The organism is Candidatus Pantoea soli, from assembly GCF_007833795.1.
Taxonomy (GTDB): domain Bacteria; phylum Pseudomonadota; class Gammaproteobacteria; order Enterobacterales; family Enterobacteriaceae; genus Pantoea; species Pantoea soli.
The window spans coordinates 91,275-118,009 of record NZ_CP032704.1 but is presented as its reverse complement, the minus strand read 5'-3'; the positions used below and the strand labels follow the sequence as shown (position 1 = coordinate 118,009).

At 53.7% G+C, this 26,735-nt stretch carries 23 protein-coding genes; 13 read left to right on the top strand and 10 right to left on the bottom strand.

The features are described from left to right. Window positions 1-16: 16 nt before the first annotated feature. The 12 genes from D8B20_RS20555 to D8B20_RS20500 all read left to right on the top strand — a co-directional run bounded on the left by D8B20_RS20555 (window position 17) and on the right by D8B20_RS20500 (window position 13,434). On the top strand, window positions 17-853 hold the full coding sequence (locus tag D8B20_RS20555; RefSeq protein ID WP_145891812.1) for an amino acid ABC transporter ATP-binding protein: 837 nt from the start codon (window positions 17-19) through the stop codon (window positions 851-853). Window positions 854-864: 11 nt separating this feature from the next. Further along, the gene (locus D8B20_RS20550; RefSeq protein WP_145891810.1) at window positions 865-1,536 is read left to right on the top strand and encodes an amino acid ABC transporter permease; all 672 of its coding nucleotides are present in this window, start codon (window positions 865-867) and stop codon (window positions 1,534-1,536) included. A gap of 10 nt (window positions 1,537-1,546) precedes the next feature. After that, window positions 1,547-2,212 (top strand): amino acid ABC transporter permease, encoded by a 666-nt coding sequence (locus D8B20_RS20545; RefSeq protein WP_145891809.1) that lies wholly within the window; start codon window positions 1,547-1,549, stop codon window positions 2,210-2,212. 25 nt (window positions 2,213-2,237) lie between these two features. Further along, entirely contained in the window at window positions 2,238-3,116 is an 879-nt protein-coding gene (gene dapA / locus D8B20_RS20540) for a 4-hydroxy-tetrahydrodipicolinate synthase (RefSeq protein WP_145891807.1), read from the top strand. Between the two features lie 63 nt (window positions 3,117-3,179). Then, entirely contained in the window at window positions 3,180-4,445 is a 1,266-nt protein-coding gene (locus tag D8B20_RS20535; RefSeq protein ID WP_145891805.1) for an NAD(P)/FAD-dependent oxidoreductase, read from the top strand. After that, on the top strand, window positions 4,442-5,923 hold the full coding sequence (locus D8B20_RS20530) for an aldehyde dehydrogenase family protein (RefSeq protein WP_145891803.1): 1,482 nt from the start codon (window positions 4,442-4,444) through the stop codon (window positions 5,921-5,923). Before D8B20_RS20535 ends, D8B20_RS20530 begins: the two co-directional genes overlap by 4 nt. 11 nt (window positions 5,924-5,934) lie before the next feature. Next, window positions 5,935-6,960, top strand: a complete 1,026-nt coding sequence (locus D8B20_RS20525) for a proline racemase family protein (protein ID WP_145891802.1) — start codon at window positions 5,935-5,937, stop codon at window positions 6,958-6,960. Between the two features lie 52 nt (window positions 6,961-7,012). Continuing rightward, window positions 7,013-7,723, top strand: a complete 711-nt coding sequence (locus tag D8B20_RS20520) for a GntR family transcriptional regulator (protein ID WP_145891800.1) — start codon at window positions 7,013-7,015, stop codon at window positions 7,721-7,723. 113 nt (window positions 7,724-7,836) lie between these two features. Beyond that, entirely contained in the window at window positions 7,837-8,592 is a 756-nt protein-coding gene (locus D8B20_RS20515; RefSeq protein WP_145891798.1) for an SDR family NAD(P)-dependent oxidoreductase, read from the top strand. 14 nt (window positions 8,593-8,606) lie between these two features. Beyond that, window positions 8,607-9,359, top strand: a complete 753-nt coding sequence (locus D8B20_RS20510) for an SDR family NAD(P)-dependent oxidoreductase (RefSeq protein ID WP_145891796.1) — start codon at window positions 8,607-8,609, stop codon at window positions 9,357-9,359. A gap of 491 nt (window positions 9,360-9,850) precedes the next feature. Next, window positions 9,851-12,229 (top strand): membrane-bound PQQ-dependent dehydrogenase, glucose/quinate/shikimate family, encoded by a 2,379-nt coding sequence (locus tag D8B20_RS20505; protein ID WP_145891793.1) that lies wholly within the window; start codon window positions 9,851-9,853, stop codon window positions 12,227-12,229. A 98-nt stretch (window positions 12,230-12,327) separates the two neighbouring features. After that, a complete protein-coding gene (locus D8B20_RS20500; RefSeq protein ID WP_145891791.1) occupies window positions 12,328-13,434 on the top strand; it encodes a flavin monoamine oxidase family protein in 1,107 nt (368 codons plus the stop codon). Between the two features lie 963 nt (window positions 13,435-14,397). On the opposite strand, the gene imm45 is transcribed toward D8B20_RS20500, so the two are convergent. The 9 genes from imm45 to D8B20_RS20455 all read right to left on the bottom strand — a co-directional run bounded on the left by imm45 (window position 14,398) and on the right by D8B20_RS20455 (window position 23,298). Next, complete coding sequence (imm45, locus tag D8B20_RS20495; RefSeq protein ID WP_145891789.1) at window positions 14,398-14,709, bottom strand: Imm45 family immunity protein; 312 nt, start codon at window positions 14,707-14,709, stop codon at window positions 14,398-14,400. A gap of 336 nt (window positions 14,710-15,045) precedes the next feature. Next, entirely contained in the window at window positions 15,046-15,318 is a 273-nt protein-coding gene (locus D8B20_RS21930) for a hypothetical protein (protein ID WP_261388138.1), read from the bottom strand. Window positions 15,319-15,603: 285 nt separating this feature from the next. After that, on the bottom strand, window positions 15,604-15,750 hold the full coding sequence (locus D8B20_RS21925; RefSeq protein ID WP_261388137.1) for a hypothetical protein: 147 nt from the start codon (window positions 15,748-15,750) through the stop codon (window positions 15,604-15,606). Beyond that, window positions 15,750-16,976, bottom strand: a complete 1,227-nt coding sequence (locus D8B20_RS20480; protein ID WP_145891787.1) for a M20 family metallopeptidase — start codon at window positions 16,974-16,976, stop codon at window positions 15,750-15,752. Before D8B20_RS20480 ends, D8B20_RS21925 begins: the two co-directional genes overlap by 1 nt. A gap of 10 nt (window positions 16,977-16,986) precedes the next feature. Next, the gene (locus D8B20_RS20475) at window positions 16,987-18,624 is read right to left on the bottom strand and encodes a dipeptide ABC transporter ATP-binding protein (RefSeq protein WP_145891785.1); all 1,638 of its coding nucleotides are present in this window, start codon (window positions 18,622-18,624) and stop codon (window positions 16,987-16,989) included. Further along, complete coding sequence (locus D8B20_RS20470; protein ID WP_145891783.1) at window positions 18,621-19,451, bottom strand: ABC transporter permease; 831 nt, start codon at window positions 19,449-19,451, stop codon at window positions 18,621-18,623. Before D8B20_RS20470 ends, D8B20_RS20475 begins: the two co-directional genes overlap by 4 nt. Then, a complete protein-coding gene (locus D8B20_RS20465; RefSeq protein WP_145891781.1) occupies window positions 19,444-20,391 on the bottom strand; it encodes an ABC transporter permease in 948 nt (315 codons plus the stop codon). The genes D8B20_RS20470 and D8B20_RS20465 overlap by 8 nt, the downstream gene beginning before the upstream one ends. Window positions 20,392-20,400: 9 nt before the next feature. Continuing rightward, on the bottom strand, window positions 20,401-21,999 hold the full coding sequence (locus D8B20_RS20460; RefSeq protein WP_145891778.1) for an ABC transporter substrate-binding protein: 1,599 nt from the start codon (window positions 21,997-21,999) through the stop codon (window positions 20,401-20,403). 18 nt (window positions 22,000-22,017) lie between these two features. Then, complete coding sequence (locus D8B20_RS20455; RefSeq protein WP_145891776.1) at window positions 22,018-23,298, bottom strand: M20 family metallopeptidase; 1,281 nt, start codon at window positions 23,296-23,298, stop codon at window positions 22,018-22,020. 79 nt (window positions 23,299-23,377) lie between these two features. Here D8B20_RS20455 and D8B20_RS20450 point away from each other — a divergent pair, with 79 nt between their 5' ends. Next, entirely contained in the window at window positions 23,378-24,148 is a 771-nt protein-coding gene (locus tag D8B20_RS20450) for a GntR family transcriptional regulator (RefSeq protein ID WP_145891774.1), read from the top strand. Window positions 24,149-24,392: 244 nt separating this feature from the next. Here the strand turns inward: D8B20_RS20450 and D8B20_RS20445 are convergent, their stop codons facing one another. Then, window positions 24,393-26,432, bottom strand: a complete 2,040-nt coding sequence (locus tag D8B20_RS20445) for a hypothetical protein (RefSeq protein WP_145891772.1) — start codon at window positions 26,430-26,432, stop codon at window positions 24,393-24,395. Window positions 26,433-26,735 lie beyond the last annotated feature (303 nt).

Sequence of the window (26,735 nt, the reverse complement as noted above, 5' to 3'; positions counted from 1 at the left end):
CAGCGGAGGAAACTCTATGAATGCCTCATCTCATTTAGCGGTGGCACCCGCACGACCGCAGGATATTCGTCCTTTATTTATTAATGAATTTAACAAAGGCGAATTTATTCAGCTGGACAACGTCTGCAAGGCCTATGGCGATTTAGTGGTGATGGATGATTTTCATCTCAGTATGAAAAATGACGATCGCTTGGTGATTATCGGGCCAAGCGGAAGCGGTAAAAGTTCGCTGCTGCGCGTATTAATGGGGCTGGAAGGCATTCAGCGCGGCACGATTAATTTTCAGAAACAACACTACATCGTGGGCGATAAAAATAAGCAGGCGAAAATTCTCGATCCTGCTATTCAGAAAAAGATTGGCATGGTATTTCAACATTACACCCTGTTCCCTCATCTTTCCGTTTTACAGAATCTGATTCTGTCTCCGGTCAAGGTGCATAACATTGCCAAAAAAACCGCCATCGACAAGGCGCGCGCGCTGCTGGCCCGCTTCGGTCTGGAGAGCAAGCTTCACGCCTATCCAAGCCAGCTCTCTGGCGGGCAAAAGCAGCGCGTCGCGATTGCGCGCGCGCTGATGCTGGAGCCGGAACTGATGCTGTTTGACGAGGTGACCTCGGCGCTGGATCCGGAAATGGTCACGGAAGTGCAGAATGTCATGCTGCAGCTGGCTGACCAAAAAATGGCGATGATCATCGTCACGCACGATATGCATTTCGCCCGCAATATCGCTTCGCGCGTGATTTTTTGCGCCAATGGTAAAATTGTCGAGCAGGGGTACCCTGAACTGTTATTTACCTGCCCGAAAGAGACGCGCACGCGCGAATTTCTGGAAAAAGTATTGCATCTCAATTAAAGGGGGGCGCAATGGAATATCAATTCAACTTCCATTTTCTCAGTGGTAATTTCGATGCGCTGTGGGACGGCTTGAAAATCACGCTGGAACTGTCGCTGATGGCGAATGTGCTTGGCCTGACGCTGGGCTTTATTTTATGCATGATGGCAATGAGTCCCTTCGCCATTATTCGCTGGCCAACGAAATTATTTATTGAGTTTTTTCGTTGCACGCCGGTACTGCTGCAAATCGTCTGGTTCTATTACTGCGTGCCCATGATGTTCAACCTGTTTATCGATCCGATCTATATGGGCTTTCTGGCGCTCGGGTTGAATCTGGCGGCCTTCAACGCCGAGGCGTACCGCGCCGGCGTGCAGGCGGTGCCGCGCGAACACTATGACGCCAGCATCGCGCTGGGACTCAATGGCCTGCAGCAAACGCGCTATGTAGTGTTGCCGCAGGCGATCCGCAGCGCGCTGCCGGTACTGATGACCAACGGCATCTCTATTCTGCAACAGACGGCGCTGGTGGCGATCGTGGCGATCTCCGACCTGATGTACGTTGGAAAGAACATCGCCACCGAGAGCTACCGTCCACTGGAGACCTATTCGCTGATTGCGCTGATCTATTTCGCGCTGTCGTTGCCGATTTCCCAGCTGATTTCCTACATCGAGCGTCGCCAGGACGCGGCAACAGCGCGCTAAGGGGGCTTTGATGACACTCGACTTTACGCAAGTTTTCTCCTACTGGCAGGTGCTGTTGCAGGGACTGGGCATCACGCTCGCCTTTACCCTGAGCTGCGCGCTGCTGGGCAGTCTGGCGGGCTTTGTTATCAGCCTGCTGCGGCTGTCGCCTCTGGCGCCGCTACGCTGGCTGCTGACGCTCTACGTGGAGTTCTTTCGCGGCACGCCGCTGCTGATCCAGCTGTTCTGGGTGTTTTTCTGCTTCCCGGTGGTCTTTCAGCTCAATATTTCGCCCTGGGTATGCGTCACCCTCTCGCTGGTGATGTACATGGCGGCGATGACCAGCGAAACCTTTCGCGGCGCGCTGAAATCGATTGCCGGCGAACAGCACGACGCCTGCGTGGCGCTCAGCCTTACGCCGGCCGCCAGGGTGCTCTATGTTATTTTTCCGCAGGCGCTGCTGCGTGCCATCCCCACGCTGCTGTCGAACGTGGTCAGCCTGTTTAAAGAGAGCGCGCTGATCTCGTCCGTCGGCGTCGCCGACCTGATGTTTGTCGGCCAGAACATTTCCAACAGTACGGCGCGCCCGGTCGAATTTCTGACTGCGGTTGCAGTGATCTATTTCGTTGTAGCATTCCCCTTAACGCGCCTGGTCGGCGTCGTCGAGTCGCGTTTGTTACGGCGTTACGCCCTTTAATAACTGACCTGCAGGAGAGGTAACAATGAAGATGAAAGGCATTCTACCGGCGCTGGTAACGCCGTTTAACGCGCAAGGCGATGTCGACCACGATCAGCTGGCCAATATTCTGGAGTATCAGCTGAAAGCGGGCGTGAGCGGCTTCGTCCCGCTCGGCTCAACCGGCGAATATTATGCCCTGACAAATGAAGAGCGCCGTCAGGTGCTGAAGACGGTGAAAACGGTGGTAGGGGATCGCGGCACGCTGATTGCCGGCGCCAATGGATCCTGCACCCGCGAAGTGCTGGAACAGGTTAAGCAGACGGTTGACGCCGGTTACCACAACCTGCTGATCGCGCCGCCCTATTATGCCTTGCCGTCGCAGGAAGAGCTGATTGGCCATTACCAGGCGATTCTGGACGCCTTCAGCGATATCAACCTGGTGCTCTATAACTATCCGGTTCGCACCAATGTGGAAGTGGGGCCGAGCGTGCTGGCCGCCTTCAAGGATCATCCTCGGGTTATCGGCATCAAGGAGAGCAGCGGCAGCGTGCTGCGCGCGGTTGAAATCGGCAACACCTATAAAGATCATTACCAGCTCTCCTGTGGCTCCGATGACGTCGCCTTTGACTTCTTTATGTGGGGCGCCAGCAGCTGGATCTGCGGCCCGGCCAACTGCTTCCCGGATCAGGTGTGCGATTTCTACCGCCGGTTCAGCAGCGGTGACCTGGCCGGCGCGCAAAACGTTATGCGCTCTCTGTTCCCGGTGATGGCAAGCATGGAGGAGGGCAAGTTTATTCAGAAAGTGAAGTATGGCTGCGAGCTGGCGGGCTTTAAGCCTGGCGAGGCGCGCATGCCGCTGCAGCCACTGACCAGCGAAGAGAAAGCGGCGTTCCGCAAAATCTTTGAAGCGTCTCAGGGTTAAACGATTGGCGCGCAGGCTGACGAATAGCATACATTTGTCGGCCGCTTAATTGAGTGATACGACATGTCGAAACAGCAGCAGTCAGTGGTGATTGGTGGTGGCATAGTGGGCGTCTGTTGCGCCCTCTGGCTGCAGAAGGAGGGGCATCAGGTCTGGCTTATCGATCCGGCCGTGCCAGGGGAGAGTACCGCTAAATGGAGCTGCGGGCAGATGGCCGTGAGCGAAATCATTCCGCTCTCCAAACCGGGCATTCTGAAACGTATTCCGGGCTGGCTGCTGGATCGTACCGGCCCGCTGGCGCTGCGTCCGGCCGCGGTGCCAGCTATTTTACCCTGGTTTTTACGCTTTGTTGCCAACGCACGCCACAGCCGGATTGAGGCGATATCGCACGCCATGGCGACGCTGACGCGCGAAGTTTACACCGATTTCGCGGCGCTGCTGGCGCTCTGTCCGGATAAAGCTTTGCTAGGCCAGCGTCCGGTTATTGAAGTATTCGATACGCCGCACGGGCTTGCCGCCGAGCGGGAACATTTACAGCTGCGCGAGCAGCTGGGGTTTCGCGCCGAAACGCTGGATGCCGGCGCCATCGCCGATCTGGAGCCCGCGCTGGCGGGTAAGTTTTCCACTGGCGTGCTGTTTCCCGACTGGTGCGCAGTCAGCGATACCAAAGGTTTTATCGCCGCGCTGACCGAGGCGTTTGTACAGCAGGGCGGCGTGCGCATTGACACCGACGTCGCGAGCCTCCTTGAGGCTCAGGGGCGGGCATGTGGCGTCACGCTACGCGATGGCCGCACGCTTTCCGCCGATCACGTGGTCGTTGCGGCGGGCACCGGTTCGCGCCGCTTTTTCTCGCAGCTGGGCGTGCGCGTGCCGCTGACCGCTATTTCCGGCTATCAGGCGCTGCTGCCGGAGCCGGAAGTGGCGTTTCGCCATTCCGTAATTTATGCCGATGGCGGGTTCTGCTTTACGCCGATGCGGCGCGGGCTGCAAATTGGCGGCACCATTGAGTTTGCCGGCGCGGACGCGAAGCCTGACTTCAGACGCGCCGACATCATTCTGCAAAAGGCGCGCAGGCTGCTGCCGCAGCTCAATGTCGCCAACAAAGAGTTTGGCGTCGGCCATCGCCCTTTCTTGCCTGACACCAAGCCGATTATTGACCGTTCGCGCCGCCTGCCCAACGTGCTGATGGCGTTTGGACACGGGCAGCTCGGCCTGACGCTGGGCGCCACCACAGGACGCCTGATTGCCGATCTGGCGGCGCAGCGCCCCACCGCGCAGGACATCACGCCGTTCAGCGCCTATCGATTTATGGAAGGAGACCGCACATGAGCTTCACCGCTAAACTCTTCATCAACGGAGAATGGGTCGCGCCAGCTAAGGGCGGCAGTTTCGACACGTGCGATCCGGCGACCGAAACGGCGATTGCGCAGGTTGCGGCCGCCACACAGGAGGATGTGGATCGGGCGGTTCAGGCCGCGCGCGTCGCTTTTGACGACGGCGACTGGCCAGCGCTGAGCGGACAGGCACGCGCCGGTTACCTGCGGCGCATCGCCAGCCTGATCCGCGATAAGCAACAGATGCTGGCGGAACTGGAGGTGCGCGATAACGGCAAACCGCTGCCGGAGGCGCTGTGGGACATTGGCGACACAGCATACTGTTTTGAATTTTACGCCGATTTAGCCGAAAGGCTGGACGAGGAGAGAGAACAGGGTGTGGCGCTCTCTGATGACCGCTTCAGTTCAGTGGCGCGCAAAGAGCCGGTCGGCGTATGTGGTGCCATCATTCCCTGGAATTTCCCGATGCTGATGGCGGCCTGGAAAGTGGCGCCGGCGCTGGCGGCGGGCTGCACCGTCGTGCTGAAACCCTCCGAGGTGACGCCGCTGACCGCTCTGCAGCTGGCGGAGATTGCACGCGAGGCCGAGCTGCCGCCCGGCGTGCTGAACGTGATAACCGGCTTCGGTGCCGAGGCGGGCGCACCGCTCACCGAACATCCGGCGGTGGATAAGCTCGCCTTTACCGGCAGCGTGCCGACAGGCCGCCGCATCATGCAGGCCGCCGCCGCGGAGATTAAAAACGTCAGCCTGGAGCTGGGGGGCAAATCCGCCTTTATCCTGTTTGATGACAGCGATATCGATAAGGCGGTGGAGTGGATCCTGTTCGGCATTTTCTGGAATAAAGGCGAGGTGTGCTCGGCCACCTCGCGCGTGCTGGTGCAGCGTAACCTCTATCAACCTCTGCTGACGAGCCTGAAAGCCGAAACCGAGAAGATCACCATCGGCAACGGCCTGCATCAGGGCGTGCTATTAGGGCCGCTGGTGAACGCCGCCCAGTATGAAAAGGTGCAGCGCGCCATCGCGCAGGGCGTCGAGCAGGGCGCCACGCTGCTGACCGGCGGGAAGCGTCCGCCCGGTCAGGATAAAGGCTACTTTCTACAGCCCGCGGTGTTCACCGACATGTCGGAAGAGAGTGCGATCTGGCGCGAGGAGATTTTCGGTCCGGTGGTCTGCATCCGACCGTTCGACAGCGAAGCCGAGGCGGTGGCGTCGGCCAACCGCTCCCGCTTTGGCCTGGCTGCGGCGGTGATGTCAGCCGACCTTGAGCGGGCGGAGCGGGTAGCGCGCAAGCTGCGCGCGGGCATCGTCTGGATCAACTGTTCACAGCCTACCTTTATCGAAGCGCCGTGGGGCGGCTATAAGCAGAGCGGCATCGGACGCGAGCTGGGCGAGTGGGGGCTGGAGAATTATCTCGAAACCAAGCAGATTACCCGCTACGACAGCGAAGAACCCTGGGGCTGGTACCTCAAATAAGAGACAACGCGATGCGCTGGAAAAAAACGTTACAGCTGATAGATGTGCACTGTGAAGGGGAGATCGGCAAGGTCATCACCTCAGGCGTACTGGATATTCCCGGCGCCACCATGCTCGACAAGATGAACTACCTCAATGAGGTCGACGACAGCCTGCGGCGACTGGTTACGCTGGAGCCGCGCGGCTGTTTACAGATGTCGGTTAACCTGTTGCTGCCGCCAACAGTGCCGGGCGCGCACGCCGGTTTTATCGTTTTACAGGCGGACCGGGCGCATCCGATGTCCGGCAGCAACTGCATCTGCGTGGTGACCGCGCTGCTGGAGACCGGCATGGTCGCCATGCAGGAGCCGGAAACCACGGTGGTGCTCGATACCCCCGCGGGTGTCGTCACGGCGGTCGCCCGCTGCTCAGAGGGGCGCTGCGTCAGCGTATCGCTCGATATGGTGCCCGCCTTCGTTGAGCATCTCGATCATGAATTCGACATTCCCGGCGTCGGCAGAGTGAAAGCGGATATCGCCTTTGGCGGCGTCTACTATGCCCTGATCGACGTTGAGCAGATCGGCCTGACGATTGGGCCGGACAACGCCCGTGCGCTGGCCAGCTACGGCGTCGATTTCCGCTACTACATCAACCAGCAGGTAAAGGTAGAACATCCGCTGCTGCCGCAGATCAACGATATCGCCTACGTGATGTTTCGTCAGCGCGAAGCGGGCAATGTGTGGCGCACCTGCACCACGCTGCCGCCGGGGCGCGTGGATCGCTCGCCCTGCGGCACCGGCAGTTCCGCTAACCTTGCGGCGCTGGTGGCGCGCGGCGAGGTCGATACCGGCGACGAGCTGACGTCGCGTTCCACCATTAACGGCGAATTCAACGTTCAGCTGCGCGGACGGACATGGGTTGGCGACCGGCCGGCGGTCCTGCCGCGCGTCACGGGGCGCGCCTGGATATATGGTTTTCAGCAGCTGGGCGTGGATCCCGACGATCCCCTGGCCGCCGGATTCATGCTGAGCGATACCTGGGGACCAGCATTGTCCTGACGGGGACGGCCCGCTAACATGCCCTGAAAGTCTTCAGCCAGAGAAACGGATAATGACCAAAAAGCATGAAAAGGAAGAGGGAACCGGCCGTCGTCATGGCGGACGCTACATCTATGAAGAGCTGCGTCGTCAGATCCTGACGCTGCAGCTAAAACATGGCGAACAGCTGGATGAAATTTCTCTGGCGACCACCTTCGGCCTGTCGCGCTCGCCGGTACGCGATGCCATGGCGCGTTTGGTCAGCGAAGGTCTGGTGACCATTCTGCCCAACCGTACGGCCATCGTGACGCCGTTCGAAATCGAGGAGTTTCCCAACTACATTACGGCGCTGGACCTGGTGCAGCGTGCAGTCACGCGGCTCGCCGCCCTGCACCGCAATGATGAGGATATGGCCAATATCGAGGCGGCCAACGACGCCTATATGGAAATGGTTTATAAAGGCGACTTCAGCGCGATGACCGAGCGCAACAAAGAATTCCACCTGGCCATCGCCGCGGCGGCACGCAACGGCTATCTGGCGAAGTATTACGATAAGCTGTTGTCGGAAGGCCAGCGCATACAGCATCTGCAGTTCGACTTTATGACGCGTCAGGATGCGCCTTCAAAGCTGGGCCGCGATCATGACGAGTTGATTGCTGCGATCAAATCGGGCGATGCGGATCTGGCGGACGCCCGTGCGCACGAACACACCATGCTGTTCCAGAATCGCTTCCTGACGTTTATGCAGCGCAATTTGTTAAAGGACATGGCGCTGAATTTTTAAGCGTCGCAGTGGAGGCGCACCAGTCGTACCTGCTGGGACTGCTCTTCGCCGGCAAAACCCGCCCGATTTTTGACATGTTCCCTTATAACGAACGAAAGGTAAAAGGAGTCTTGATGCAGCGCTTTCATAACAAGAATGTCATTGTTACCGGCGGTGCGGGTGGCATCGGCGATGCTGTCTGTCGGCGTTTTGCGCAAGAGGGCGCGCAGGTGTGGATCGTTGACAGCGATGCTGAAGCGGCCGCTGCGCTGGCGGAAACGATTTGTCATGCAGGCGGCCGGGCGCAGTGGCGCGCGGTTGACCTGTCGCAGCGGGAGGAGATCGAGGCGTTTGTCGTCGGCATGCTCGCCCAGGAAGCGCGTATCGACGTGCTGATCAACAACGCTGGCATCAACCGACGCGGCGCGCTGCTGGCGTTGAGCGACGCGGACTGGCAGGCGACTTTCACGGTCAACCTCGATGCGCTGTTTTATATGTGCCGCGCCGTATTGCCGCAGATGATCGCGCAGGGCGGCGGCGCTATCGTGAACACCGCGTCGCAGTGGGGACTTCATCCGGCACCGGGCCATATCGCCTACAACACCTCTAAAGCGGCAGTCGCGGCCTTTACCCTTAGCCTGGCGCGCGACTACGCACCGGACAACGTGCGAGTGAATGCGGTGTGCCCCGGCGAGGTGCGTACGCCAATGCTGGAAAGTAATCTGGCCCGTAGCGGCCGCTCAATTGACGAACTCAACGCGCTGGTACCGTTTGGCCGCATCGGCGAGCCGGTTGAAATCGCCGCGACCATCGCGTTTCTTGCCTCTGATGAAGCGCCCTATCTGTGCGGTTCATTGCTGGAAATCACCGGCGCGCAAGCCGTCGCCTAATACAAGGAGTAACGATGCATTCTCTGTCAGGTAAAACCGTACTGGTGACCGGTGCGACGAAAGGGATTGGTAGCGAGATTGTTAATGCGCTGCATGCCGAAGGCGCACAGGTTATTGGACACTATGGCCGCGACAGCCAGAGCGCTGAGCAGCTGCTGGCGCGCTTTCCTGAACGCCTGCAGCTGATTCAGAGCGATTTAGCGCAGGCAGACGGGGCGGAGCAGCTGTGGCAGCAGGCGTTGCGGCTGACCGACACGATTGATGTACTGGTGAATAACGCCGGGATCTATGTCGCGACGCCGCTGGATGATTTGGAGGCGTGGGATAGCGGCTGGCAGCTGAACTTACAGGTCAACCTGAAAGCGCCAGCGGATCTGTGCCGCCTCGCGATAGAACACTTCGCCTTCCACGAGGGCGGCATCATCATCAATATGGCGAGCCGCTCGTCTCACCGCGGCGACGGACCAGAGCATCTGGCCTACGGCGCCGCAAAAGGCGGATTGCTGGCGCTGACCAAAGGGATCGCGCGCGGGTATGGGTATCAGAACGTGCTCGCCTACGCCCTGGCGCCGGGCTGGGTGCGCACCGCCATGGCGGAAGAGCATATTGCCAGCGTGGGCGAAGCGGCGGCGACGGCGGACCTCCCGCTGCGTGAAATCACGCCGCCCGGCGATGTCGCCGCAATGATTGCTTTTCTCGCCAGCGGCCGGTGTCGTCATGCTACCGGCTCGACAATCGACATTACCGGCGCCGACTACGTACGCTAAACCATAACTTTTCAGCCTTCTGCCGTGCTGCAGAAGGCTGCTGTTCTCTTCCCGTCCGCTTTTCGCCAGAATCTTCATAACAACCTGTAAATATGTGGGTAATCAGGCTTAGTCTGTGTTCTGTTGCTATACAGCATGTGATCTAAGTCACATTAAATCGATCCTTCGCAATAATTAAAAATTATGTAAATGCGTTTCATTGACTTTGTTAATAGGTGGGATCTATTCTGCGCGCGCCTTTATGTATGCATAGCTGTATGCAAAATGGTGGCGGTTAAAAACAGCGGGCTTTTAAGCTGACTCTTCTCATCACGTTGCGCTGTTGCTCGGTAAGCGCCGACTGTCGTAGCGAGCTTTTGCTGCTGTCGAACAGGCGCGGAAACGGCGGGTAGTCGCCTGAAAGCGTCAGATGAAAAGAGGATGATGTCGTTAAGGCACGCCTGTATCCGAAAAAGCATGTGATTTGGCACCTATTCTGAAGGGAAATAATTATGTACGGAGATAAGCCGGGTAAAACCGGGCGGATCTGGCTCATGCTGGTGGGGAGCGTAACCACACTGGCCGGGCTCTATTTCATGGGCGGCGGAGGATGGCTGGCCTGGCTGGGCGGCAGCTGGTATTTCCTGATTGCCGGTATCCTGCTGCTGTGCAGCGGCATACTGCTTACGCGCCGCCGCTTGGCTGGCGCGCTGATGTATGGCATCACGCTGATCTACAGCATTATCTGGTCGTTGTGGGATGTTGGCCTGCAGTTCTGGCCGCTGTTCTCACGTCTGTTTGCGCCCGCCGCCGGTGCGGTGCTGATCGCCTTCTCGGTGCCGCTGCTGACCGCCAAACGCCCGATCCGACGCGGCTCGCTTGCCCTAGGCGTCGTCATTGCCGTAGGCGTGATTGCGGCGTTTATCAGCTCCTTCCAGCCGAAAGGAATTATTCGCAATGGCGACCTGTCGGCAGAGACCTCCTCAGGCCATGAAGTTGCGCCGAACTCAGGACCGAAAGACTGGCAAGCCTGGGCTAATGACACCAAAGGCTCACGCTTCTCTACCCTGAGCGATATCACGCCGGAAAACGTGAAAGACCTTAAGGTGGCCTGGACGGCGCACACCGGCGAGGTCGTCGTGCCCGGCAAGGGCGACGCGGAAGAGCAGAATACGCCTCTGCAGATTGGCGACAGCCTCTACGTCTGCACCGCCTATACCTCACTGATCGCCTACGACATCGACAGCGGCAAAGAGAAGTGGCGCTATACGGCGGGTCGCGGAAATTCGACCTATCAGCGCTGTCGCGGCACCGGCTACTTTGATGCCACCACGGCGAAAAACGTGGTCGCGCCGGACCGTGCGCTGGATGCCTCCGTTAGCCCACAGCGTTTGTTCTTCCCGACTGGCGATGGCCGCCTGGTGGCGATTGACGCGCATACCGGCAAACCTGCCGCGAACTTTGGCCACAATGGCGTGGTCGATCTGAAAGTGGGTATGGGCGAAGTTAAGCCTGGCTATTATCAGCAGTCTTCCGCGCCGCTGGTGGCGGGCAACCTGGTGATCGTCGGCGGACGCGTTATCGATAACTTCGAAACCAACGAGCCGCCAGGCGTGGTGCGCGCTTTTGATGCCGTGACAGGTGAACTGGTATGGGCCTGGGATCCGGGCAACCCTGCTGTCACCCGCGAACCGCTTTCTCCTGAAGGCTATACGCGCGGCACGCCGAACGTCTGGGTCGGCATGTCCTACGACGCCGTTCTGGGCATGGTCTATTTGCCAACCGGCAACGCGACGCCAGACTTCTTTGGCGGCAAACGTACGGAAAATGACGACAAATACAGCTCTTCTGTTGTCGCCGTCAACGTGGCCACAGGCCGTCCGGTCTGGCATTTCCAGACCGTGCATCACGATCTGTGGGATTTTGACGTAACCGGCACGCCGCTGCTGTACGACATCAAAAATGATGACGGCTCGGTCACGCCAGCGCTGGCGGAAACCTCAAAAACGGGCATGATCTACCTGCTGGATCGCCGTACCGGCAAGCCAGTCGCGCCGATTGAGGAGCGCCCGGTTCCGAAAGGGAATTTGCCAGGTGAACGTTACTCGCCGACGCAGCCGTACTCCTCAATGCCGGGCATTGGTAACGAAACGCTGACGGAATCGGATATGTGGGGCGCCACGCCGTTCGATCAACTGATGTGCCGCATTCGCTTTAAATCCAGCCGCTATGAAGGCATCTTTACCCCGCCTGGTCTGGATATGGCGCTGCAGTATCCAGGTTCGCTTGGCGGCATTAACTGGGGCGGCGTTTCCGTTGACCCTACAACCAACCTGATGTTCGTTAACGATCTGCGACTGGGTCTGTACTACAAGATGGTTCCGGCCAGCGAGATCCCGCCGGGTCAAGGTACCAGTGAAGGCATGGGGTGGATCGTCCAGAAAGGGCTGCCGTTCGGCTCGGTGCGTGAACGCCTGATGTCTCCGCTGGGCGTGCCATGTCAGGCCCCGCCGTTCGGCACCCTGTCGGCGATCGATCTGAAAACGCACAAGCTGGCGTGGCAGGTGCCGGTGGGTACCGTTCAGGATACGGGGCCGCTGGGTATTCCGGTTGGGCTGCAGATGCCGCTGGGGATGCCGACGCTTGGCCCTTCGCTGGCAACACGCACGGGTCTGCTGTTCTTTGCCGGCACGCAGGACTTCTATCTGCGAGCGTTCAACAGCCATACCGGCGAGGAGATCTGGAAATCGCGTCTGCCGGTGGGCAGCCAGAGCGGCCCGATTACCTATCGCTCGGAAAAAACCGGCAAGCAGTATGTGGTGATTTTTGCGGGCGGGTCGCCGCACTCCTCGGAACGTGGGGATGATATTATTGCCTATAGCCTGCCCTGATCCGCGTTAAGCCGCGTCAGTACTGAGCATAAGGCCGGAGCAATCCGGCCTTTTTAGCATGCTACGCAGGGGCGCCTTTCTGTTAAAGGGAGTACGTTGTGGAATATTTTCCGGTTGTCATTATTGGCGCAGGGGTCGCGGGACTGAACGCAGCCCGACTACTTCATCGCGCAGGCGTTGAATTCAGGATTTTTGAGGCGCGAGACAGGCTGGGTGGACGCGTGTTGTCGGCTAGTTCAAAAGGTGAACCTGCGGAAAGGGGATTTGATCTGGGCGCTTCCTGGTTTTGGCCTCGTACGCAGTCACCGATGCGCGATTTAGTCGCGGAGCTCGGTCTTAAGACTTTTCCCCAATACAGCGAAGGAGACGTTATCTTCCATCGTCTGTCGCGGGAGCTACCCCGGCGTTTTACTCTCGCTCCCGAGCAGCCTGAGCCGGAAGCGCTGCGCCTGGTAGGGGGGAATTACGCATTAATCTCTGCGCTGGCTGCTACGTTCCCCTCCTCTTTTATTCAGTGCAACAGCCAGCTGGCGCATATCGAACTGAATAACCAACGGGTCATCACGACATTAAGCAAAAATGATGGCTCGGAATTTCAGGTCGCCACATCGCATTTGATGCTTGCCATGCCGCCACGCCTAATCGAAGCGAACGTCAGGTTTTCTCCTTCGCCCGATCCCCGGACAGTGGCTCGCTGGAGGAAAACGCCGACTTGGATGGCCCCGCACGCTAAATTCTTTGCCGTTTACGAACGACCCTTCTGGCGTGAAGCGGGTTTATCTGGCTCAGCGCAGAGCATGGCGGGCCCGCTAATGGAAATCCATGACGCCACGACAGTTGGCGGTGAGGCCGCACTGATGGGATTTGTGGCCATGCCGGCCATACAGCGAAAGAAAGTGGGGCACCATGCCATTATGGCCGCGGCGACAGAACAGCTAAAACGGCTCTTCGGCAACGAGGCCTCTACGCCCATACAGGTGTTTATCAAGGACTGGGCGGACGATCCCTTTACCTCAACCCATGAAGACGAGACGGGGAGCGGGCCAATTGAACCGGATTGCGATGCCTGGTTTGACAGTGAATGGCGTCACGTTATTTCACTGGCAGGCAGTGAATTCAGCTCATCAGAAGCTGGATTTTTAGCCGGTGCGGTCACTTCATCGACGCGCGCCGTGATGGCATGGCTGGCTAATCACAAAAGCTGATAAAAATAAGGCGTTAAACCGCCTCACTTTAGTAGCGATAAGCGCGTACTTTACGCGCTATTTTCCTCGCTCGCTGTAGAGCACGCCGCCGCGCGGGGATAAAATGCAAAATCAACTCTAAATATTGCATTATAAAATTTTCAAAAGCAATGTTGGGCAGTATCATTCGTAAGCGCTGGCACATTAGTGATGTCGAAGTGTAATTCAGGGTGAATCGTAAAAAGAACAGCGTCAGGGTATTTTAAGGGCTGCGCGGTTAGGGCGACGTTTAGGGAAGATAACTTATTGATTTATTGGAGTGAATTTAGTCATCTGAAGAACGGTATTTATAATATTGTCAACACAGGCTTTCAATGCGGATAATGCTATTTATGTTAAATTATTATCTTAAATGACTCTTCACCCTCTCACCTTTTCATTTACGTCGAAAAGCCACCGGGCGGCGGATTTTGGGTTCAATACCGGTCAGAGGATCGAAATGTTCCCGAAGGCGGGTCAGTTGAGTATCCTGCTGGCTGAAGAGTGATTGGCAGATAAAAAATCCCGTGAACACTTTTCGATTCATTAATTATTCACGGCTTATATGTCGGCTATACCAGCATCCGTCATGAATTTTGTACCGATATCACCGCGATATGGTACAGTCGCTTCCATCCATAGCCAGATATGCACGGTCATGCCATAAGAATAAAAATCTGCACCAATGCGTGCCAGCTTGAATGACAACTATCTGAAATAATTGATATTTATAACTGATACACCTGTTACTTTTTCCCTGAGGCGCTTTTTCAGCTCATTATGCCATTTTACCCAATGATATCAAAGAGCAACCGTAATAACCGCTGTAGTCTTCGGGACGGATACATCTGCCACAAAAACCATCGAGCACGGACAACTGGTCATACGGCCGCTGGCTGAACGACAGGTAAAAAGATCCCAGCACGCTTTAGCCGGGATCTTTGTTCATTCAATAGGAGTTGCTATATATCCATTAAGGATATAAACATCTTCAACCTTACAGTCCGGATATATCCATTTAACCCAATTGGTAATAACCCATTCTGTACTTAATGCTCTACCTTCAATTGACGCGCTTTCGATTGGTAAAGATATTAAAATCAGGCCAGCTTTGTGACCAGAACATACAACTAAGCCATGAGTTTCAAATAAATCTATGACCATAAAATCAACCCATTCTTCATATGGCCAAACAGCAGGTAACCTAAAGACAGTTCCTCGCTTGATAGATTTATTTTTATAATCAACAAGTTTCATTATTTCACCTTCAAATCATGACCACCTGATTTATCTACACTGTTAGGAATTTTTTGCATAGAGAAATCAACTTCGCCCTAATGCTTACCCTTCGGGCTCACAGCTTCAAATCGGCCATGCTGGGTATCAAGTGCATATAAATTGCCATCTGCTCCTCGATAGACATCTCGATTTCAAGAGCGTAATCCCCCCACCTAAAACCCCATCACTACTGATATTCCGTGCGTAATGCTTTGGTCAGAATAGCATCCCGGGCTATTGCATCTATCGCTTTTGCGCAGACACCGGGTTTCATTGCTGCAAGCTGACAATCCTGTATCGCGATTAGCTGATGTGTCAGTTCAACGCGCTCTGGGGTAACCTCACCGATAATAAACGGCCGCATAGGCGTGCGCTGTAATGCCTTACTTTAGGGGTCAGTTCTACGTGCAGCACATCGCCGTATTGTAGTCGCTGTTCGTGACCGCTGGCATGAAGAAAACCGTTGTCGCCGCTGGCAATCACGATCGGACCCGTTTCTCCAGTATCTGCTCCCAGGCGCAAAAAATCTCCTGCCGCCAGTGCAGCCATATCACGGAAGCGCCAGCCGGCACACGCTTTTTTGCTGATATTTTCCAGTGTGGAATCGGCTAAAGCCGCAGCCTGGCGCAGGATGTCCAGCTCTGCTGGAAATTTTACACTCCGCAGCGTATCGCTGAGCGTTGGAAGATTATGCCATGTTGCTTCAGGCAGATGGCGCTACAGCTGCTTGCTGATAGCCACGCCGCGCGAGGCTATTAGCCACTGAGATCTAGGGGTCGTCGTCATCGCGATAACTTTCCACTGCCAGCTGAGGGGACTGGCTACGACATGGCATTTCATCCAACTGTTGCAGCACCATCCAGGGTTCCCCGTTCAAAGGAACCAGACAGGCACGTTACAGGGTTTCAGAAACGGTATACCGGTCAGCCAGGCAAGCAGTTCACCATGATCAACGATCATGATCTCCATATCGGCATGCTGCATCGCGGCGCGCAGGCGCCTCAGGGCTTCGGTAATCATCAGGCCTGTTCATCCTGTTGGCAGATATCCAGAATTGCAAGCAGATAAATTTTTACCATATCAAAGTACTCATTTATCTCCACGCGCTCGTCAGGCATGGTGTTGTATTTGCCGCCAGGTCCGCAGACAATACCTTCCATACCTGCATGCTGATAGAGGTGCGCTGCATCGGTCCCATAAAAAGCTGGAGGAGTGATCACGCCGGTGGGTTGATCGGTGCCACGTACGGTTTTCCAAGCGCGGTTCAACGCTTGCACAATCGGTGAACCCGGCGAAACTTCAAAAGGCAACATGGTGGGCTTGTCACGGATGCCGTCATCAAAGAGCTCCGCCTTCAGGCCTGGACGGTGCTGACAAAGCTTATCCAGCAGCATCTGCAGATCGGCCAGCACGCCTTCAACGGTCTGGCCGGGTGCAAAACGCGCCGATCCTTTGAGACGCACAAAGTCAGCAACCTGCGGAGGGCGCCACTCTTCCAGCTCCCGCCCTAACGCGCCGTGCACGGTACCGATATGGCCGCGATTTATTTTCCGATGTTCACTGCTTTTAGTGCCGCTGAAGATCATGCCGTTGATTTGCGGAATCAGCTCTACTGCGGCGCTGATAGCATCAACCGCTTCTTCCCGCTTCGAAAGATGCCGCGTATTGCCGGTTAGCTCAATTGTGAACATCAGCGAACCGGCATGCATGGTTAACGCCTGCAAATCGGTTGGTTCAGCATTGATAAAATAGTCAGCGCGCACCCCCTGCTCTATTGCTGCCAGCGTTCCAATGCCACCTTGCAACTCACCGACAACATAAGTAAGGATCACATCTCCCTTAAGCTTCACGCCGGCATCAATTAACGTTTTCAGCGCGCAGAAATAGGCGGCATCGCCAGCTTTCATATTAGAAACACCGATACCGTAAATGAACTTATCGTCAATTTTCCCGGCCCAGGGGTCGACGGTCCAGCCTTCGCTTACCGGGTTAGTGTCAAGATGACCGTTAAAAAGCAGGCTGTGGCCGCCGCCATTTCCTGCCAGTCGCCCTATCGCATTAAAGCGATCGCCGGGTACGTTCTGCAACTCCGTCTCCAGCCCGAGCTGTGACATTTGTTCAGCCATGAAGCTTGCGAGTGTGCGCTCGCCGTCAGTCGCGCTGTAACTCTTGTGCTGTACCATTTTGGCCAGGAAAGACAGGCAAAACTCGAGATCAATATGATGGATTAATTGTTCAGGATTCATGTGTTTCTCATTAAGCTGCGGACGGAGAAAAATCGGGAACATGCACAGCGTCAAGAAGCGCACGCGTATAAGGATGTTGCGCCTGTGACGACATGTTCGCGCCGGGCAGGATTTCAACCACATCCCCGCGGTACATCACCGCCACGCGGTGGGCAATTTGACGTATCAGGTTGAGATCGTGAGTAATAAACAGATAAGCCGTACCGTAGCGGCGTCTCAGCTCCAGTAACAGCTCAATAATGGTGGCCTGCACTGATACGTCGAGCGCTGCGGTTATCTCATCGCAAATCACCAAGTCCGGTGGATTGGCAAAGGCACGTGCAATGGCCACACGTTGTTTCTGGCCGCCTGAAAGCGCATGTGGATAGCGATTGGCAAAGTCTGCCGGCAGACGCACCTCATTAAGCAGACGTGCAACTGCCTGCGCTTCCGTTTCGCCTGGCGGTAAGCCGTACAGACGAAGTGGGCGAGCGATTATTTCGCCGATGGTCATGCGAGGGTTAAGCGAGGCGTCAGGATGCTGAAAGATCATCTGCACGCGGCGGCGATACGCTTTGTCCATCTGCGCAGGGCCCTGTACGCCGTAACCGCAAAAATCTAACTCACCGTGAAACGGCACAAGCCCGGTAATTGCTTTGCCCAGAGAGGATTTTCCGGAGCCGGATTCGCCCACTACACCCAGAATCTCACCCTGATGCACAGTCAGCGACACCGCATTCGCGGCGCGAGTGGTATTAGCCTCGCGCTTTAACAGACGGTCAATAAAGCTGTGATGACCATAATTGACAGTGATGTTAATCAGCGTCAGCAGCGGTTGCGTGCCTGCGGCGTCTGCGATCAGCCGTTGTTGCGGATCAGGCACCGCTGCAATAAGCCTGCGGGTATAACTGTGCTGGGGTGAGCTGAAGAGGCTACGTGTCTCAGCCTCTTCAATAATGCGGCCTTTTTCCAGCACGCAGACGCGATCGGCCACTTTGGTCACCAGTGCCAGATCGTGAGAAATATAGAGTGATGCCACTCCCGTTTCGTCCCTCAGGCGTTCGTAGAGATCGAGGATTTGTGCGGAACTGATGACATCCAGTGCCGTGGTCGGCTCATCAAAAATCATGCAGGCCGGCTGACAGGCAAATGCGGTGGCAATCAGGATGCGCTGCTTTTCCCCCCCTGAGACCTGATGCGGGTAGCGCCGCATCATACGTGCCGGGTGCTTAAGTTCTACATCCTGCAACAGGGACTCAGCCAGTTCCTGCGCCTCACGGGCGTTCAGCCCCCGATGACGCCGTAGTACTTCTGTGACCTGCTCACCCAGCGTTAAGGTCGGATTGAGCGACGCACTCGGATCCTGAAAGATCATGCCAAGCTTCGCCCCCCGTAGCGCCATCAATGCCGGTGCCGGTAAATTCAGCAGGCTGTGCCCATTGAGACGGATATCCCCGCTTTTTTCCTGCGCATTGCCCGCCAGCCAGCGCATGATTGCCCAGCCGAGAGTGGTCTTCCCAGAACCTGATTCCCCTACAAGACCCAGCACTTCGCCGTGCATCACCTGTAAATTTATTTCACGTAGTACGGGGAGCGACAGCCCATTTGTGAGCCTATAATCCAGACTGTAATTTTCTACCGACAGTACTGGTGCGGTTTGTATATTCATCCGTGGCTCCTTGGGTTGAGGACATCACGCAGTCCGTCACCCAGTAAGTTAAAGCCAATTGCCACCAGTGCGATCGCGAGGCCCGGAATCAACATCATCCATGGGGCGCTGAAAAAGTAAGTCCGCGCCTCTGATACCATTAGGCCCCACTCCGGTTCAGGGGGCTGTGCGCCTAAGCCGAGAAAGCTCAGGGTAGCAAACAGCATGATGGCAAACGCAACGCGGATGGTGGCTTCAACAATGATCGGGGCCAGAATATTCGGCAACATTTCGCGCAGGATAATGTAGTAGGCCGCTTCACCACGTGCGACAGCGGCATTAATGTAATCCTGCTGACGCGCTGCCAGGGCCACGCTGCGTGAAATACGCACCATACCCGGTATAAATGCAATGGTAATGGCCAGCACCGCATTTATGCTGCTCTGCCCCAGCGTGCTTACAATCAGCAGCGCAAACAAGAGACTCGGAATGGCCATGACAGCATCCATAGAGCGCATCATAAATTCGTCTATTTTGCCGCCCAGATAGGCACTTGCTGTACCCAGCACAGAACCAATCACCATGGCGAGTGCAGTCGCCAGCAGAGAAAGTAAAATCGTAGAGCGAGCCCCTACCATCACCCGACTGAAGACATCACGCCCCATCTGATCGGTACCAAACCAGTGTTCTGCGCCCGGTGGCTTGTAACGTGTCAGTATGGAGATGGACTCGGGATCAAAGGGCGCCATATGAGCGCCGCCGGCCACCATAATTAATGCCAGCAGGATTATCAGCACGCCAGTTGCACCCTGCGGCGAACGCAGTAAACGTTTTAAAATTTCAGGCATAGGAAATCCGTTTATCCAAAATCACGTAGGCCAGATCGGCAAGGAAGTTAACCACCGAATAGGTTGCGGCAAGGATCATCACACCGGCCTGAATGACAGGCAGATCGCGAGCCTGTACTGCGACAATCAGTTCGCGACCGATACCGGGGATGGCAAAAATCTCTTCCACAACCACAATGCCACCCAGCAGATAGCCCACATCAAGCGCCACAATGGTAATGGTGGGTAGCAGGCCGTTTCGCAGCGCATGGCGCCAGAGAATGCGCCGGCGCGAAAGCCCTTTGAGCCAGGCCGCACGGATGTAATCAGTGTGCAGCACGTCAACCATCTCTGAGCGCACCATGCGCGAGACGTGCGCAACCAGAATCAACGCCACGGTGACTGAGGGCAGGATCAAATGTTGTATACCGCTCACGAAATTCTCACTCAGTGGCACATAGCCCGTGGCGGGCAGAATCTGCCAGACGTCAGCAAACAGCAGGAGCACCAGCGTTGCTGTAACAAATTCGGGAAAAGAAATGCCAGCGTATGAAATGACGCTTACCAGCACATCCGCGGTTTTCCCGCGACGTACGGCCGCCCAGATACCGAGAGGTATGGCAATGATCAGCATTAATGCCAGTGCGCAGGTCGCCAGCAGCAGCGATCGCGAAAGCGCAGTTATCAAAGCAGGAGCTACTTCAAGCCCATTGCGCATGGAGACACCAAAATTACCCTGCAGCGCGTGCGTCAGCCAGTGCCAGTATTGCAGCCATGCCGGGGCATCCAGCCCCAGACGCGCACGCACTGCCGCCAGCGCTTCCGGCGTGGCATTCTGACCCAGCAAGGTCACTGCAGCATCAGCCGGCAGCAACTGTGTGATACCAAAAACCAGCAATGAAACCACCAGCAGGGTGTATATCATCAGCAGAAGGCGTTTAAGAAGATAGCTCGCAGTCACGATTTCTCCTTAAACAGCGCGTACGGGCGCTTTTTCAGTGAGCCAGACATGGTCCAGACGGAACACTGCGCCGCGAGGATGCAGGTGATAGCCCGCTACATGATCACGGCTTGCGGCCAGCAGGTCGAAGAAAGTGGGAATAACTGAGGGAACGTCGTCATGTATCAACTGCTGCGCTTTGGCATACAACGAGCTGCGCTGAGCATCGTCACGCGTTTCCCTTGCAGCCTTAATCGCGCTGTCAAATTCAGCGTTATTCCAGCGGGTTTCATTCCACGCGGCCGTGGAGGTATAGAGCAGCGAGAACACGGCATCCGGCGTGGGCTGCATATTGTAGAAGCCCACGTAGAAGTTGCCTTTTTTCCATACCTGATCGAGATAGGTGCTGTGCGCCATGGTTTGCACCTTGATGCGAAAACCGCCCTGCCTGGCCATTTCACGCAGCGCTATCCCCAGTTGGGTTCGTGTCGCAGGTTTATCCGAGGCAATAAGGGTTAAATCGAGGCCATCGGGATAACCGGCCTCTGCCAGCAGTACTTTGGATTTACTGTAATCCACGGCTTTACGGGCCAGATTGGCGTACCAGGGGTAAGCGGCATTGATTGGTGTATCGTTGCCAGGTGAACCCAGACCATCAGCGACAAAATCCACGGTGGCCTGGCGATCTACGCACAGCGACAGCGCCTGACGCACGCGCGCATCGTTAAAAGGTTTTTGATCGCAGCCCATGTTCACGTTAAGGAACTGACCTGAAGCGACCCGAAGCGGCAGTATGCCGGATGATTTGGATAGCCGGGCATATTCGCTTGATTGGGCACTCAGCATCAGATCGGTATCGCCGGAAATCAACGCTGAACTCTCTGCAATGCCATCGGGATATACCATCACTTCAACGCCATCGAGATAGGGGCGTATCGGGTCGTAATAATGCGGGTTACGCTTCACCACAATTTTGCGTTCAGGATCGTATGAAACCAGCTGAAACGGGCCCGCGCCCAGCGAAGCCTTACTGAGCTTATCCATCTGACCCTGAGCAATGCTGGCGGGAATGATTTTGGCATCGGGATACGCCAGCATTACCGGCAGGTCGGCGTAGGGCGCATCGGTTTCAATCAGTACGGTACTGTCGTCTTTAGCACTGACTGCTTTGATGGGGCCAATGTTATTCAGTGCAGGCGACGCGTTCTTTAGATCAAGCAACGCCTGCAGGCTGGCTACAACGTCAGCGGAGGTTAATGTGCTGCCATCGCTGAACTTCAAATCAGGTCGCAGGGTGAAGGTCCACTGTCGGAGATCGGCACTTGCCTGCCATGACTGTGCTAAGTCCGCTTCGGCTTTCATCGCCTGCGTGAGACGAGTAAGACCGCTGTAGAGCAATTCAGCCACCAGATACTCCGGGTTCACGCGAACCTGATGCGGATTTAACACACTGACCGCCTGGTCGACGCTGATACGTAACACTCCACCTTTTCGGGGCGTACCGCCAGGTGTTGCGCTGGCAACCTGCGCAGCCGTGCATGAGGAAGACCAGGGCAGCATGGCTGCGCCAGTCAGAGCGGCAGAACTGGCGATGAACTGCCGGCGGTTTAACGCTTTCATTGCGCACATCTTCTCTTCCTCGCTGGTTTAAATACCCTGGGTTGGCTGAAAATCATCGGCGAGATACGCCAGAATGGACCGCGAAAGTGCGACTACATCTGCCATCGTTGTAAACTCATCGGCGGCATGAATACGATTGTCGGGACGCGCTAAGCCCCCCAGTAAAATCTCCTGAATACCCGCACGCTGTACCCAACCCATATCCGAGCTGGTGGATGACCCCCAGGGTTTAAAAGCATCATCAGGAAAACCAAATCCCTGGCTCAGTGCAGCCTGCCAGCGTGGCCAGTGCGACCCATAAGGATTTGCTACCGGTGCCAGATGCCCAATCAACTGCACGGAGACATCCAGAGCACGACTTTCTGCCATTGCCTGGCTGATGCACGATGTCAGTTCCCGCCATACATCTTCAAACGCCTCTTCGGGCGCATACCGGCGGTTGATAAGCAGTTCGAAACGCTCGGGGATAGTGGATCCTTTGCTGCCGCCGTGCACCGCGGCAAGCGTCAGCAGTGACGTGAGTGGTTTTCCTTGATAATGCGGTGGTGCCGGCATCGCAGACGTGCGCTGCTGAACCTGTCCTTTGAGCTGATACAGTGCGTTCATCAGCGGAAGCGCTGCTTCAATAGCATTGATGCCCGTGAATGGATCGCCTGAGTGCGCGGAACGCCCACTCACAATCACTTTAAGATCGATGCTGCCAAAGCACCCGGCCCATATGCGCGGTACCGCACCGCCGTTAAAGCTCAGCAGATGCCCGGAAAACAGCTGCTGCTCCGCCAAGTAGCGAATACCCGGATAGAGACCGCCTTCTTCGTCGGTGCAAAGCAGGAATACCGGATTGAACCGTAGCGGCAGATCGCAGGCCTGCGCTGCCCGGAGCGCCGCTATGGCTGCCACAATCGTGCCCTTCATATCGGCTGACCCGCGACCATAGAGCCTGCCCTCTGCCTCCGACAGCGCCAGCGGCGAAAAGCGCCAGCCATCACCGGCAGGCACGGTATCGGTATGAAAGTAGAGATTGCAGTTTTCAGCAGCCCCATTGTTGAGCGTCGCCAGCAGATTAACGCGCTCACCCTGCGCGCTGCCGTCCGGTGTCTGCCACAGCTCTTCAGGCACATTGACGCGCTGAAAAGTAAAATTCATCGGCGACAATATCTGCGTCATCAGGTCTGCGAACTGCGTATAGCCGTTGCCCGGAGGAAAGCAGGTATCAACGGAGAGCATGCGCTGCAAATCATCCTTAATTTGCAAGGTATCGTTCGCAATTAGCTCTAAAGCATTGTTAAAAGATAAAGATTTGCGCATACGGCGATGGCCTATTGTATTTCTATATAGTTTATAGATAATGCAACCTAATAATGCAGGTCAATCGGTAATCGCACACATGCAAAAAACCTATGACGCAGACCACAGAGCTTCTTTCAGCCGACTTAGCGAAGGAGAAGGTGCACCGCTGTATGAGGTAGTAAAGCGCCATATCAGCGAATCTATCCTTCAGGGAGAATTACCTGCAGGCACCATCCTGCCGAGTGAGAGTAGTCTGGCGGCTAAATTTGGCGTCTCGGTTGGCACCATGCGCAAAGCGCTGAGTGCGCTCACTACGGAAGGGATGCTGATGCGCCGGCGAAAAACCGGTACGGTGGTCACCGGCTGGGCGCCGCTGCATAACCTCAGTCATTTCTTTCAGTACTTTCGTCTCCACGATAAAACCGGTGGATTACTGCAGTCAGAAACTAGGTTACTGGATTATCAGGTAGGCAATGCCACGCACGAGGAAGCCGATAAACTCCAGATTACCCCGGGTGAGCGGGTATACCGGCTGAAACGTTTGCGCCGGGTGAAAGATATTGCAGCTATGCACGAGCTGCTGGTGCTGCCAGGCGCCCGCCTGCCCGACTTTCCTGCAGCCGAACATTTGCCTTCGCTGTTGTACCGGTACCTGTTTGAACGTTATGACATACGCGTAGCAGCAGTGCGCGAACAGATAACCGCCACGCTTGCCAGTAAAGAAGATGCTGAATTGCTGGAGCTGAAATTACCGCAAGCATTAATGGTGATTGATGAACTCTCGTTTGATCAGAGCGCTACACCTGTGATTTTGGCACATCACAGGTTCAATACTGAGCATTTTATGTATGTTAACGAAATCAGATAGTGAGTTAAGGCACTAGTTATCCAGATGAATTTTAATGCTTGAAAAGCTATTGATATTTAAATGCCATTTATTTTAAACAATATACCCTAGGTGATTGACGAAATTAATATTTTCTATAATTAGATATTGCCTAGCTTGGTATCAATGAAAATTATTATTCAATGGCTTATCTATCAGTCAAAAAAATTATATTAAAAAATATATACTGCCTGACCATGGCAGGCAGTATATAGTGTATGAGTAATCAAACGCTAATGGTAGTGGTCACATCTAAGTTTTGATGTTTCGTTAGAGGTAGCTCTTTGTTTTTTAATTTAATTATTTTTTTATATTTTTTGCTTGTTCTTTTTTTAATGAATCTTTTTATCCACACACAACCACCTAAATATGAGATCAATGGTGCTGCTCCTAAGCAGAAAGAGATAAGGCTTAGCGATGTATCTCCTGAACTCTTTAAATATATTATTAATAATGCTAACAACGTCAAAGTTATTGCATAATTTGCAAAAATAATTAAATTATTTCTTTTTATTAAACCAGATCTTATTGGTTTATAGTTCTTCTTCCTAAAATCCAACTCTTGCGCTCGCAGATCTTTAAGCCTTCTACGCTCGGCTTCAAACAACTGCTGCTTGTGCATTATGATAGAAGAGTTTAATTCTTCATTTTTTAATCTAAATTTTTCGTTCATTTCCTCTAGCTTTAACTTATTATCAAATCCTTCTTTAACTTGATTCTCTAAAATTGTTTTATTTCTTAAAGTGTTTTCGATGAAATCACTATTCATAAAGTCAGAAATTTCATCTATGGTCTCTGGCACAAAGTCCTCAGGCTTATAATTTCTCGATCTTAATTCAGATACAAGAAACCCAACGTTTTCACGTGAAATTGTTCCAGAGTCAAATTTACTTTGAAGTGTTTTAAATTCATCAGCTACTTTATTTCCGGCTTGAGTCGATAAAATTATCTGTGCCCTAGCGACAACATCAAAGCTAATCGGAAGCTTTGAATCCCCACCAAAGCCTTTATTGAGTTTGAACCAAAATCTTTCTGTAATAAAATCAAGGTCAGATGCAAAGGGAGTTAATTTTACTTCGTCCCTAGAAGCCAGGTTATACGATATGGTTTTAGTAACGTTTTTACCAGTAATTAAAACAGCACCACTTTGTTCTAAGCCCTTATTGTTTATGCCCTTTCTTTTTGAGTTTATTTTAGTAAATAACTTTAAGACAGTTAAGATTTTATCATCTTCAAAGTCAGGGTTTTGTGCTTTTAAAGCATTAAGAGTGGTGATGCTTTCTACATTAAAATTACTATTTCCATAATAATTATCCTCCGTATCAAGAGATATTTTGTATTTGCGTAATTTTTCAATAAAATTAGATTTTTTTAAAAGTACATCACTTGAGTTATTGCAACCATTGACAATTGCAATCATACCTTGCTTTGAAGGGTCAGGTTGCTGACCTCTTTCAACGATTTTTTCTGCTGCAAAGAAAAAGTCATCAATTTCACGTTTGGTTTCGTCAAAATAACTTAATTCAATTTTAATTTTTTTCGACGAGCGACTTATTATTTCAGCAACAAGAATCATAAACTCATCGAACATTTTTTGATGGATTATACCGTTTAGTCCAGCAGCATCAAAAAGTAGTTCCGTATCAAGGAAAATTTTAAAATCACTTCTCCAAGGCTCATGGTTGGCAAAATCAGAACTATGACATATCCCGCTGTAAAGAATAAGCCCTTCTTCAAGTACGCTGATTTTTCTGGTAAACTCTGGATCAGCAGAATTCTTAACTATAAATTCACTGATTAGTGTGGAATTTTTACTATCTTTAACACCGTTAATAAAATATGAGTAAAAATCAGAAACGAGTTCATCTTTATTCAAAATACATAGTGATGATGTTTCTTGTTCTTCTGCAAAAATAATTAATGAGTCTTTTATAGTATCCTGTTCGTATTTGACCTTAGTGAAGCTGGTTAATAAAGTTTCTTTCCTGTCAAATTTCGTGGTCACTGAAAATTGACCTTGACTAAGAGTCAGCAATCCATCCTTTTTAAATCTGTTTCTCAAACATGTTTTTATTACTGCTTCGGGGATTTCGAATCCATAATCTTTTTTTAATTGTAAGGTACATTGTGTGACATTAAAGCTCCACAGCCTATTTAAATTTATTGATGATGTAATAAATTCGCTTAATATATCATAAATATCTTTTTTGTTTTCGTGTAATTGCCTGAAGAGAGCGGCCGATGCTAATAAACGTTGATCTTCCATAATTCCTTTTGAGACTCTTAACATTTTAGTATCCCCTTGATCATACGTTACGTATTAGATCTAGAAGCAACTTACATTAAATATGTTAATGACAACTTTATGTGCATCTAAAAACTTTGTCCAAGAATATTTTTATATGTGAATGAGATTCTTCTTATTCGAGCTATTAGCCCGAATTACATATTAATTAAAGAACATTATCCTGTAAATTTGAGTTAATTACACTTGCTGGTTTTTAGGCGCGTTAAAAATTTGAGTTAACATTAATTTTGGCCAAGTAAAAAAATGTGAAAGAACATAGTA